7 protein-coding genes are annotated in these 12,749 nt (G+C 59.7%); 4 read left to right on the forward strand and 3 right to left on the reverse strand.

Annotated elements, in window-relative coordinates; genetic code table 11:
- Positions 1 to 30: 30 nt before the first annotated feature.
- Positions 31 to 207 carry a hypothetical protein gene (locus JLDANKMP_RS08995; RefSeq protein WP_005410152.1) on the reverse strand — a complete coding sequence of 59 codons (177 nt, stop codon included), beginning with the start codon at positions 205 to 207 and terminating at the stop codon, positions 31 to 33.
- A gap of 308 nt (positions 208 to 515) precedes the next feature.
- A complete protein-coding gene (locus JLDANKMP_RS09000) occupies positions 516 to 1,967 on the reverse strand; it encodes an adhesin (RefSeq protein WP_005410151.1) in 1,452 nt (483 codons plus the stop codon).
- A gap of 253 nt (positions 1,968 to 2,220) precedes the next feature.
- Between JLDANKMP_RS09000 and JLDANKMP_RS09005 the strand changes: the two genes are divergently transcribed.
- From JLDANKMP_RS09005 to JLDANKMP_RS09015, 3 genes are all read left to right on the forward strand, one after another.
- Positions 2,221 to 3,015, forward strand: coding sequence for a M15 family metallopeptidase (locus JLDANKMP_RS09005; RefSeq protein WP_005410150.1), 795 nt, complete (start codon positions 2,221 to 2,223; stop codon positions 3,013 to 3,015).
- 939 nt (positions 3,016 to 3,954) lie between these two features.
- A complete protein-coding gene (locus JLDANKMP_RS09010; protein WP_212560921.1) occupies positions 3,955 to 8,250 on the forward strand; it encodes an RHS repeat-associated core domain-containing protein in 4,296 nt (1,431 codons plus the stop codon).
- The gene (locus JLDANKMP_RS09015; protein ID WP_212560922.1) at positions 8,243 to 8,710 is read left to right on the forward strand and encodes a tetratricopeptide repeat protein; all 468 of its coding nucleotides are present in this window, start codon (positions 8,243 to 8,245) and stop codon (positions 8,708 to 8,710) included. The genes JLDANKMP_RS09010 and JLDANKMP_RS09015 overlap by 8 nt, the downstream gene beginning before the upstream one ends.
- Before the next feature lie 518 nt (positions 8,711 to 9,228).
- Here the strand turns inward: JLDANKMP_RS09015 and JLDANKMP_RS09020 are convergent.
- Complete coding sequence (locus JLDANKMP_RS09020) at positions 9,229 to 11,982, reverse strand: UvrD-helicase domain-containing protein (RefSeq protein WP_212560999.1); 2,754 nt, start codon at positions 11,980 to 11,982, stop codon at positions 9,229 to 9,231.
- Positions 11,983 to 12,280: 298 nt separating this feature from the next.
- On the opposite strand from JLDANKMP_RS09020, the gene JLDANKMP_RS09025 reads away from it, so the two are divergent.
- The gene (locus tag JLDANKMP_RS09025) at positions 12,281 to 12,673 is read left to right on the forward strand and encodes an ankyrin repeat domain-containing protein (RefSeq protein ID WP_212560923.1); all 393 of its coding nucleotides are present in this window, start codon (positions 12,281 to 12,283) and stop codon (positions 12,671 to 12,673) included.
- The last annotated feature ends 76 nt before the right edge of the window (positions 12,674 to 12,749 follow it).

Genomic DNA, 12,749 nt, shown 5'->3' on the forward strand with positions numbered 1-12,749 from the left:
CTTTTCATATCGGTCAACGGGGAGCGTGGCTCAACGCGCGTTCACCGGGTGTGCGGTGGGCAGCTGGCTAGCCGCTACCGCAATGGTCGTCTGATACACCACTTCGTGTGCCACGCCGATAGCGACACCAAGCGGATGCTTCTTTAAGCGATAAATCGTGCTCTTGAAGCGTTCAATTGTCTTTCTTACAACATTCTTCTTTTTCATTTTTGGTTCCTTGTAATTGTTTTTATCAACACATTTGACTTCTTCCTTTGCCTTTAGGTTAACCACCCATCGTCTGAGGGCTTTCAGAGCGATGGCAAACGACGTTACGACCATTGCGACAACCCAGGACTCGCACCCGGAACTGTCCACAAATTCGGATGAGGCGATTATACGGCGAAAGAGGAAGCTTTTCAACGAAAACAATTGTATTTGAATTGTTTTTGTGCTTGGAGTTCGCGAACAAGGGCCCCGAAGGGCCCTTGCCGAGATACGATCACCTCCTTTCGCCGCTGACATTCTTTGATTCGTTACCAGCCAATGGCCCAGGCTGCGCCCACGGCCGTGTCCTGCCCGCTGCGGGAAACCCCGATCGAGAAAGCCGATGGGGATCCGCGTGGGGTGGTCACGTCGCGGGTGTAGCCGATGGAAATGGCGGCTTGGCCGCTGCAGCCACCGACGCCCACGGCCAGGCGGTTTCGGTTTTCTCCGTGGATAGCCGACGTCGAGGTGGCCATCTGGGCGTTGGCTTGGGCCATGGCGCACACACCGCTCACCCGCTTGCCGAGCTGGCGAAAACGGCGGTCCGTCAGGTTCCAGCGGTCGTCTTGCTCCCGCTGGTAATCCCACAATTGGCCACCGTTGATCGCGTCCGTGGACCCTGGAGCGATCGCTCCTGCAGCCACCCCGGTTACCCGCTGGTTGCCGGCGTTGATCCCGGATCGGGTGACCGATGGGCCGCCCTGGACGGTGAAGCCGTCGCTGTTGTGGATGGCCTTGGCCACTTGGACCGAGCCCTGCTCGGAAAGCTCAATGGTGTCTTTCAAGGCAACGGTTTGGGTGCCGTCCCCGTTGTCCGTGACCTCGATGTTTGCCCCGGCCACCGTGGTGCTGCTTCCTCCGTCCTTACCGTCCTGGCCTGCTGGGCCTTGCGGACCGGCGGGTCCCTGTGGACCGGTGCCGCCACCACCGCTGCCAGGGTTCTGCTCCAGTTGGTGAACGCGCCCATCGAGATCGTAGATGGCGCCGGCAACGGTGCTGTAATGTTTCCCGCTGATCAGCTGGTAATTCGGAGCCACGATCACACCGGTTACTACGGTAGCGCCAGCGCCCAAGGTTTCCACGGCGGTCCGCAGTTGGCTGACGACCACGGCGTCGTTGTTCGCCTGCCCCAGGGCAACTTGCGTCAAGCGTCGGTTACCTACAGCAACCGTGTTCTCTTGTTCGCAGGTCGTGCCCGTGCCCAAGGCGACGCAGCCTTTGGCGTTGGCTTTCGCGCTGAGCCCAAAGGCTGCGGCATTTTCTGCGTTGGCTTGACTGCCGGGGCCTACGGCGGTGCCTCCAATTTCAGCAGCAAGGGCGTGTCCACCAACCGCCAAGGTGCTGAGTGCCGTTGCTTTCGCATACTGACCAAAAGCCGCAGCGTCGCTCGCGGTTGCTTCGGCATACGCTCCCGCGGCCGTGGAGTTCCCCACCGTCGCACGACTAAAAGCCCCAAAAGAAGAGGTATTGCACCCTTGTGCAGAGGCGTAAGCACCCGCTGCGGTCGCACCAATGCAGTGGCCAGTAGGGGTGGGCCCACCATCCGCATCTGCGGAGTAGCCAAGCGCGGTGTTGCCGCCTCCTTTTGCACCGGCCAGATCGCCCACTGCCGTGGCACCTAACTCACTCGCATCTGCACCGTTGCCCACTTGAACCTGGGCTTGCGCCGTGCCAGCAACAAGGCCTGCCAGCAAAGCGCAGTGGATGAGGGAGCGTTTCATGGGGCGGCCTCCTGGGTCTGAAATGAGTGAGCGTGTGCACTCACGAATAGATCAGATCCTGGAATGCGCAAGCCCCCCAACGAAACTTCCCGGCGCAACGGCAGGAGGGGCCGTTGCGCCGGGAAGCGGTGGGGCCGACTTTTCCCCACCCCTGTTCTTCTACGACAGGGAAAAAATTCCACAAGCCCCCTTGCGCGTTTTCGATTCTCCGCTTGCATGGATGTATCGCTCATGTGAGTAAGGAGGCCTACTCATGATTCAACGCTTGTTGCTTGCGCTGGCACTGGCCAGCGCTCCCATCATGGTTCACGCCCACGCGCCAGCCACCGATTCCGTTGAGGTCCACGGGAAGAAGCCAGGGTTTTTCAAACGCCTGTTCCACCGCCACAAAGACGCCCCGCAGTGGGACGGTGTCCAGCCCGAGCTTCGCTCAACGCTGGAACGGATCGCCTTGCAGATGAAGGGCGAGGGCTACGACCTGCGGCTGATGGAGGGCTACCGGTCTGAAAAGCGCCAGGCCGCGCTGCTCGCTAGCCAAAAGGGCGTGACCCAGGTGGGGCCAGGCAGCAGCTGCCACAACCACGGCTGGGCGGCGGATATGGTTATCTACAGGCGCGGCCGTCCATCCTGGGACCTAAAGGACGAACAAGTGCGGCAGGGCTACCAGCGCTACGGGGAGTTGGCCCAGCAGGCGGGGTTGAGGTGGGGCGGCGCTTGGAAAGACTTCAAGGACATGCCCCACGTCGAGATGCGCAGCGAGTGCCTGGTGGCCATTCGTGGCGGATCTGCCCCCCGCCGATCAATGCAAACAGTGATTGCCAAGGCGGAGTCAGTCTCTGACGCACCGAAGGCACCTCGATGGGCTTGGAGTGTTGATTCTGAGCTGGCGCCGGACTGGGCCTGCGAGTCAGTTCTTTGCAGTGTGTCTTGGGCGACTGTGAGCCGGGCCTGGAGCTATGGCGTAAGGCCGCCGTTGAAAGGACTCCGTCCAGAACCGTTTGCTGAGGCGTCCTGTCCCATGGCCCCAATTGCCCTGAGGCACACATGAGGAAGCGGTCCACCGGATTGCTTCCCTTTTCGGCGGAGAGTGAGGGCGAGCGGGTCATCTGCCCTGATCGCGCAGGTTCGGAGGGGATCGAGATTGACGCTCCCAAGGGCGGCAAAAACGGCTGGATCCGTTGCACCGCAAGGGGTATGCTCGTGGCGGGCACATTCCAGGGCACCTCCCAGATTGGTGAAACCCAAGCCGCCCAAGGGGGGAGGGCACTTCTCAAGGAAGTCCCACTCTCTCCGCCAAGAGGTTCAGAAGAGCCCCTGGAAACAGGGGCTCTTTTGTTTTTCCGGACAGTGCGAGAAGGATCTCGTGGGCGAATGCCGTCAGTTGAGGGCTCGTGTCATCAGTCTGACTCCGGTTGTGCCGGATATTGCTGCACGAACTGGTGGGTCGATCTCGTTCGGCTATGCCCAGATTCGATGCCAATTGTCTCAGTTGACGCTTATGGGCAATGTCATTGATGCGGGCATCGTGTAGCTTCCTCAAGAAGCTTGTTGCCCCGCCTGCCGACTGGAAGCATCGGCTGATGGTTAGCAATGGATAGCAGCACAGTTGGATCGGAGCGACGGGCAGCGCTGCATCGATATGGTCCTATGTACATGTCGAAGCCTCCGTACCCGCTGCGAAATGCTGTTGCTAGGCAAGTTCGATCGGCAATTTCAAGGAAGAGGTAAGGTCATGAGGAAGATCCGACGGGGAAGTCCGGGTACATTTCTTTCTGAAGCAGGTATCAGCTGGCTTGCCGCTCGGCTGATGATTACGCTTCTCTTTGTGGCGGGCTGTGCGATGTCCCCTGCAGCGCGTGCATACACGTCTATGCAGCAGGCAATGGCTACATGCCAGGCAACACTGCCTGCATACGCTGGGCACAACTATTGCGCACCTGGATATGGGGTCGGTTGGATCGGAAACCCGCCTGGACCTCACGCTTTCATGCGTCCTGTGGGGCAGTCACGATTGCATGTGGCAGCTTGGGGGTTTGGGTGTCCTTCCGAGGAGAAGTGGAGCAGGCGCGCAGGGCGATGCGTTCAGAAAGACGGCCCACCCGAGTATCCGCTTCCCGGTCTCGAGGATCCTGAAACTGGCGAGTACGGCTCACCGAAATGCGACAGCAATTGTCTCATTGCGGGAGGCAACGGAAGCAATCCCATTGACAGCGCCACCGGCAACAAGCGGCAGCATGAAGTCGACTTTGTTGGTGCGGGCGTCTTCCCGCTGAGCCTGGAGAGGACATACAACAGCGGTCGGGCGCTTGAAGGTGATCCTCTGCCGATGGGGGCGGGTTGGACGCATTCGTACTCAGCACGCCTTTATCCGGTGACGGATGGCAACTATGTGATGTATCGGATCATTGCGCGGCGCTCAAATGGAGCGCGGCAGAGCTTCACTCGCGTTGGCGATGAGTGGCTGAGCGATGCAGATGTTGCAGGTAGGATCAGTGTTTTCATGAGTGGAGGGGCACTCAGCTCGTTCACCTATTCGCGCGGCGACGGCACTGTAGAAACCTATGATCGTGATGGTCTGCTCACATCGATCACCGATCTTGGCGGTCATCGACAGGTACTGTCCAATGCTTATGCGGATGGCATCAAGAGGCTGGAGAAGGTAACCGACCCCGAAGGGCGAAGTCTGGTCTTCACGTACAAGGATCGAATGGTCGCATCGGTTACGTTGCCAACCGGGCGTGCTATCCGATATGGCTACGCCGATGGGGATCTGGTCAGCGTTTCCTATCCGGAAGCGCCAGCCGGTGAGTCCGTCCGTCGCTACCACTACAACGAATTGGATCAGACGACTGGTGTTTCCCAGCCCCACACGTTGACGGGCATCACCGATGAAAGTGGTCAGCGCTACGCGAGCTGGGGTTACGATGGCTATCGGCGTGGTGTTTTGAGTGTCCACGGTGACTACGCGACGGGTACCATCGATAGAACCTTGCTAGCGTTCAATGACGATGGCACGACGACTGTCACCGACAGCTTGGGGAAGGTGCGCCACTATGGCTTCGATGTGAAGCATCGTGTCGCCCGGCTCGCGTCCCTCGATGAGCTGTGTCTGGGGTGCAGCAACACCGCCAGGGCCAAGACCTATGATGGGAATGGCATGGTGCAGTCATCGGTGGACTTTGCCGGTAACGAGACAACATTCAGTCACAACGCGCGCCTGCTCGAAGTCCAGCGTGTCGAAGCTGCCAACGACGCAACAGGTCTGCGGCGAACCGTGCAGACCGATTGGCATCCCAGTTTGAGGGTGCCGGTCGAGCGCCGCATTCTTGATGCGGCGAACGTATTGGTATCCAGGTCCACCTGGACCTATAACGCACGGGGGCAAGCGCTCGCTGCCACGCAGATCGATCCGGCGACGGGCGAGGCGCGAACCACAACGAGCACCTACTGCGAAGCGGATGATGTGGCCGCAGGGCGGTGCCCATTGCTCGGTCTGCTTACTCAGGTCGACGGACCCCGATTGGATGTCACTGACGCGACGTCCTATATCTACTATCCCAGCAATGATGCAGGCTGCGCCACGGGCTCCGGCTCATGCCTCTACAGGAAAGGCGACCTCTGGAAGGTCATCAATGCAGCGGGTCACATCTTCGAGCTGCTTGCCTATGACGGGGCTGGAAGACCGACGTCTGTCAAAGACCCAAATGGCATCGTTACCGAGATTGCGTACCATCCACGTGGCCGGCCAACCATCGTCAGATTTGATTCCGCGTCCGGCGCCGGCGCACGCACCACCCGCCTCGACTACTGGCCCACAGGCCTCGTCAAGCGGGTAACGCAGCCAGATGGATCCTCTGTTTCCTACTCCTACGACGTAGCTCACCGATTGACAGCGATTTCCGATAGCCAAGGAAACTCAATCACCTTCGTCCTGGACAATGCGGGGAATCGCGTCGCGGAAGAGACGCGGGATGTAAATGGCGAGCTGAAGCGAGCGCTCAGCCGGATCTACAACCAGTTCGGGCAATTGACCACAGAGGCAGATTCCGGCGCCAACCCCACCGATTTTTCCTACGACGCCAACGGCAACATAGCTTCCTGGACCGATGCTCTGGGTCGCAGGAGCCGGCAGCAATACGATCCATTGAATCGCCTTGTGCTGTCCCTTCAGGACGTTGGCGGTTTGGGTGTGGAAGTCCGTACGCACTACAACGCCATGGATCAGGTCACCCGGGTAACTGATCCCAAGGGACTGTCTACAACCTATTCCTACAACGGCTTCGGCGACCTGACTGGGCAAGTCAGTCCAGACAGCGGTGCCAGTCAGTACACGGTTGACTCCGGCGGTAACCGTCGGACGTTCACCGATGCCCGTGGCGTTACTGCTTCGTATCGGTACGATGCTCTGGATCGGGTGATTGGAATTGCCTACCCGGATACCAGTCTTGACGTGAGCTACAGCTATGACTTGGCGCCAGAGTCGTGCCCTGCCGACGAGCGGTTTGCAAAGGGGAGGCTCGGCGAGGTGCAGCATGCTGGCGGCAGTACGCTGTATTGCTACGGTCGGCTTGGCCAGATCACCCGGAAGGTGCAGACGATCAATGGTCTGACACGGACAGTGCGATACTCCTACAGTCCATCCGGAAACCTTGCGACATTGGTGTACCCGGACGGGAGCATTGTCGACTACGTCCGGGATGGCTTTGATCGTGTGAATCAAATCGGCCTGACCCAGCCTGGTCAGGCCCGGCAGGTCGTGGTGAAGGACGTAGCCTACGCCGCCTTCGGTCCGGCGATCGGCTGGACGTATGGCAATGGTCGGCGGCTGGATCGTCCTCTGGATCTCGACTATCGCGCACAGGCTGTGAATGATCCGACTCCCGGGGGGCTCTCCCAGAGCTACAGCTACGATCCCGTTGGCTCCATCGTTGCGCTGAAGAATGGCAGTGGCTCGCAGGTGATGGCCCGCTATGCCTATGATGCCTTGGGGCGCCTCACGCAGACTCAGGATGGGCTCACCGCAACGCCCATCGAAACCTATGCATACGATTCCACCGGTAACCGCACGTCGCTGAAGACCGCAGGTGGCACCTCGCTCTACACCTATCCCGCGACGAGTCATCACCTGACGGCTGTGGATGGTGTGGGGCGCGATCATGATGCCTCCGGCAACACCGTTCGCGTGGAAGGCAAGGAATACGTGTACAACGACGCCAATCGCATGGCAGCGGTGAAGCAGGACGGGAATGTGCTTGAGGGCTACGCATACAATCACCTAGGGGAACGCATTCTTCGCGTTCCGTTCGGCGGTGATAAGCAGATCACGCTCTATGACGAAGCCGGGCAATGGCTGGGCGACCACTTTGAATCAGGTCGGTCGCAGCAGGCGATCTGGCTTGATGACTATCCAGTGGCATTGATCAGCTCTGCAGACGCTGGTTCTCCGGAGTTGGTCTACATCCAGCCCGATCACCTCGGAACGCCGCGCGTTGTGGTCGATCCTGTCCGCAACACTGCCATATGGGAATGGAGCAGCAAGAGCGAAGTATTCGGCAATCAGATGCCGAATATGGATCCAGATGGAGACGGCGTGGCATTCGACCTTCCACTTCGTTTCCCCGGGCAGCAGGCGACGGAAGCGACCGGCTTGTTCTACAACTATCAACGTGAGTATGACCCAGCAGTGGGGCGCTACTCCCAAAGCGATCCGATTGGGCTTGCTGGGGGCGTTTCCACATACGGCTATGTTGGTGGAGCGCCGACGTCGTTCACCGATAGATTTGGTCAGCAACGGGTTAGGGTGCTGGGCAACTACCACGCGAACGGAGCTTCAGGGTTTGCTGGCAACGAATTTCAGGGTGGATACTACTCGCCTGGTGGGGCATCGACGTCTGACACGTTGAGTACGTTGGCGGGAATGGGGCAGTTGGCAAATCCCGCTGGTTGGGTGAACCCTAATGGCGTTAATCAAGCTGTCGCGGGCGCGCTTCTTAATCAGGCCTTCTCCTCGTCATCCACAGACGGGCGTTCGGTCCCTTGGCCAGAAAGAAAAAGAGGGGGGTATGCTTGCGTCTGTCGCGCGAATAGGGATGGGCGTAGTGAGGGCAATTGCTCAATTGATGACAAAGAGTTCGCGTTTGGGTACGGTTTTGGGAGGAGCGTATCTGAGGCGAAAAGGATGGCTGAAAAAGATGCGAAGGACAATCTTGGGGCAAAATCGACTCACCATGTTCAATGTAGATGTGTAAGCCCAACTGGAGATAGGATTATTCCGCATGGCTAATTTGCCGACTTTGCTGACGACCGAGTTTGATTCACTGGTTGAGATTGGTGATCTGGCTGGGGCTGCATTGGCTATTGCTGAGGGGGTGAGGGCGGGGCTGGCAGAGGCGCTGTTTCTTTCTTCGACCATAAGCAGCTCTGCCGAGCCCTTGTCGGACTTCGAGAAGCGTAGTCTGGAGCAGGTTTGTAAATCTGCCTCATTGGGATATGCGCCTGCACAATTTAGACTTGGCTGCTATCTGCGGTTTGGAGACTTTCTTGACAAGGATGTTGTGAGGGCGGTGGATCTATTCAGGAAATCTGCGATAACCGGCTTTCCTCCAGCAATGTATGAGTATGGATTGGCGCTCCTTCATGGTGAAGGCGCTGAGCGTGAACCCGCGGAGGGTATGCGCTGGATCAGGCGATCAGCTGAGGAAGGAGATGCTGCCGCAGTTGAATTCTTGGCCGGTGTTGCATAAAGGTTTTTTTTATTTGTCGATACTCGCTGTTTATTGATGGATGATTTCACATATTTTTGGCTATCGGCTCGATGTCGGAAGCTCGTATTTGCGGGTAACTCGGCTTGGTGTGCGCCACGAGGCGGGTGGTCAAGAGGCGGAAATCTGAAGAGGGTGGTTGATTGTTGCGTGAATTATTTTCTTCTGCGCAAATTTCGTGATCTTGGAGGGGCGATGCAATGGAGATTGGGTTCAGTCAAATTGGTTGTTCGGGAAGATTGAGAGCGCCAAAGTCGTATTGAGAGAGGCGTCGCGACGATGGCACTTTGAATCTCCCAATGTGGGCGTTCTGGTTGAACTTGACAGGCTGAATCAGGTGCAGCTACACATCTCGATTGTGGCAGCGCGTGTATTCTTCATTTCTGCAGAATTTCTTTTACTTCGTTGGACTGTTGATGTAGCGGCGTCCTGTTCCATCTCGGGGGCACCCTAGCCCGCGCCGAGCTAAACGTCGCGAAGTGCGTGGTGTGCGTACGCACTCATCTCCGCTGCCCACCCTTCGGCTTGTTATGGCACAACGGGTAACTGGAGCACGACCGGAACGCCCCATGCGGCCCATTGCGGTCCACGAACACGCCGATCTTGCACACCGGACAGCGCTCTTCGTGGATGGCCGCGCCTGAAATCGCGGTCACTTCCACTGCTCCGTCCTTCACCAGCTCGTCCAGGAACGGCGAACGCTTCCCCTGTAGGGTGAACATGGCCACCGAGCGTCGCGCCCGCGTCAGCGCCACATAGAACAACCGCCGCTCTTCGCTCAGCGGGTAGGTATCACCCTCCGGCATTGCCAGGGAAAGCACCGGGTCATCCGAGCGCAGGCTCGGGAAGCTGCGGTTGACCATGCCTGGCAGGATCACATAGTCCGCCTCGCGTCCCTTCGACCGATGGACCGTGAGGAACTCCACGTCCATCGTGCTGCCGAAGACTGTCTTCCAATCCGAAGGCATCGCGCTGCGGTCCGCGCGGTAGCGGCCCAGGATGAAGACCGTCACGCGTCCCTTGCGCCCTTGCGGCACTGCCCCGGACAGCAACTGCTTATGCAGCTTGGCGAGGTACTGGCGAATGCCATCCTGCAGCTCCTCGCGACGACTCATCTGGAACGCTTGCAGCACTGGCCCCATTGCCGGTGCGGCAGAACGAACCGCCTTGGCAATCTGCGCTGGATTCCGGCTGACGAAACGGCTGGACGCATCGCAGAGCGCCTGGGGGCAGCGGAATGTCTGCTCCAGCTTCAGCACCTGGCCATGCCCCATCCATTCGCGGAATCCGGTCATCACCGAAACGTCGGCACCGGCGAAGCGATTGATCGATTGCCAGTCATCGCCCACCGCAAACAGATAGCGGCCGGGGCGGCTGACCAAGGCACGGCAGAGCCGGGCGCGGGCGCGCGAGGCATCCTGGAATTCGTCGGCCATCACCAGTTCGTAGGGCGATTCATAGCGGCCCTGTTCCAGCAGTCCGGCCGCCATGTTGAGCATGTCTTCGAAATCGATGCCGTGCTCGTCAGCCAGTGCGTTGTCCCAGGCCTGGAAAACAGGGCTGGCGATTTCCAGGAAGCGCCGATGCCGTTCCTTGAACTGGTCTTCGGGCATCTGTCGCAGGCGCTCGGCCATATCGTCCAGCGTCAGGCCGTTGCTCTTGGCATGGGCAATGAAGGTGCGCATCAAGCCGATCAGGTCCGCGTCCGGCATGGGCTTCGCGCCCTGCTCGGGCAGCTCGCGGTCGGGGTTGGGGTCGAGTTCGATACCCGCCCCCCCCAGCCTCTCGGCCATATCCCGCAGGGCGTATCCACTGCGCAGACCAAACGAGGTGGTTTCAACAAGGGCGGTGCCTCGTGCCGCATGCTGTTGACGCTTCCAATGCATACCTTCGGCGTAGTCGGGAAGCTGCTCTGGCGGCTGGCCATCGGCATCCAGCGCAAAGTGCTCGTGATACAGCCGGGCGTCCGGGTAGTAGAAGTCCGGGCGATAATGGCGATGGGTGTCCGTCGCGGTATCGAACTCGTAGCGTCGCTCGTAGTCGTACGTCACGCCGTTGTAGAACAGCCAGTCGGCGATCACGCATTCTTCCAGGCTCTTCACCCGCTCACCCTGCAGGGTGCGGATGTAGGGCGTGCCATCGCGGTCGTAGCCATCGGCCTCCATTTCCGTGCCGAATGGCGGCAGGTCGCGCCCGAACACCAGGCGGAACATGTCCCACTGGGTGCGGAAGTGGATCGAGCGATCCTTCAGGTCGTCCACCAGTTCGGCCAGCTTGTTGAAGCCCAGCGTGGCGTCAATGGTCCATTCGGGGATGTCGGGCTTGCGGCCGGTGGCCTTGGCGATGATGGCCAGGCCCAGGGCGTGGAAGGTCCGGGCCTCAACCACGGTGTTGCCCATGCCGAGTCGATCGAAGGTTCGCTGCGCACGCTCCTCCAGTTCCTTGGCAGCATCCTTGTTGAAGGCGAGCATCACGATGCGTTCGGGCTCGACAAAGCCGCGGTCAATGGCATAAGCGGCCTTGGCGACCATCGTGGAGGTCTTGCCGGAGCCGGCCGCGGCCACGACCTGCACCCGATTGTCGAAGCAGATGACGGCGCGGGCCTGTTCCTCGGTCAGCGGCTTGCTCTCGACACGGCCCAGGACGCCCTTGGCCAACACCAGCTCGCGCAGGGTCATGGCCTCATTGGCTTCGGCCCAGGCAGCGGGCCAATCCAGGTTCCAGTCGCGCAGGGCGTCCAGCGCTGCGCGATGGCTGTCCGCATGCAGATCTTCATGCACGTCTTCATCGCGGAACAGCTGCTCCAGCTCAGGCGGCTGCAGGGGCAGGTCTGAGCGCTTCGCCAGCAGCGCCTGCTGCTGCTCATGGGTGATCCAGCGGCGGCCGGCACTGCCCCGATCGATGAGGGCATCCGCGTCGCTCAACCAGGACTGGATCTGCTCCAGAATCGTGTCGAACAGGGCCTTGCGTCCACGCGTGGTTCGCGCAAAGAGCAGGTGCTGCAGGGCCCCCGCAAGCCGGGACGCTGGTCCGTTGGGGAGCCCGTCCACGCACAGCCCGGCAGCATCGCCGGTCTGCAGTTCGACCCGTGACCAGAAGACCCCTCGATGGACCTGCACCTGCTGATCATCATCCACGCGCAGCCGGTACTGCTGGCCGGAGACACTGAGTTCAACGTACTCGCCATCAAGCCGCAACGACCAATGGGGCGAACGGGTCACGCGTCGGCCCCAGCCCGAGGGGCGCCATTCCATAGACATCCAGATATTGCCTTGCAAGCGTCAATAGGGCTTATTGAGCCCCTAAGTCCACATGATAAGGGGCTTGGAAGCTGCCTGTGGTCGTCAGCTCGCGGATTGACCTCGGTACGGGCTTCGCGTGCGCGGGAAGTGGTCGGTGGAGTCGCGGGGTGCCGCGTTTATCGCGTGCGTCCCGGATGCGGGCTCCGTACGTGCCACTATGCACCTGTGCAATGGTGTGCCACGATCTGGCGGCTCACTGCATGTTAAGTGGAAGCAGTGCTTGGAGAAAAGCCTGGGAGGGAATGCCCCGATGAATGCAGTGGATCCGGAATTAAAGAGGTTGCTGGCAAGGTTCGATGAGTGCCACACCTTCGAAGGCTGCGAGTTGACCAGTCCGGAAAGCCATGGGATCGACGACGATACGCCGCTGCATATAGCGGCGTTCAATAACGACGTGGATCTACTCAAAGAGTTGATGCCGTTCGTCACCAATATCGACGTGCTCGGGGATATTGGATTGACCCCGATGGCGAACGCCGTGATTAGTGAAAGCCTCGAGGCCGTTGTCTACCTTCTCTCCCGTGGTGCGGACCCCATGATCCTGGATGAAGTGGGCGATTCGGTGCTGGATATCATGAAGATGAGACCCGTCTTCAATCAGTTGGTTGAGCAGATCGAGAGCGAGCTGCCGGGGGCGGTTTGAGGTGGGCGAGGTGTGGGTGCTGAGGCGCGCTCGTGGCTCCGCAATCTGGGGCAGGCCGAGAAGATCACGGCGCTAG

Origin of the sequence: Stenotrophomonas sp. PE591 (assembly GCF_018320795.1) — a bacterium.
Classification (GTDB): Bacteria; Pseudomonadota; Gammaproteobacteria; order Xanthomonadales; family Xanthomonadaceae; genus Stenotrophomonas; species Stenotrophomonas maltophilia.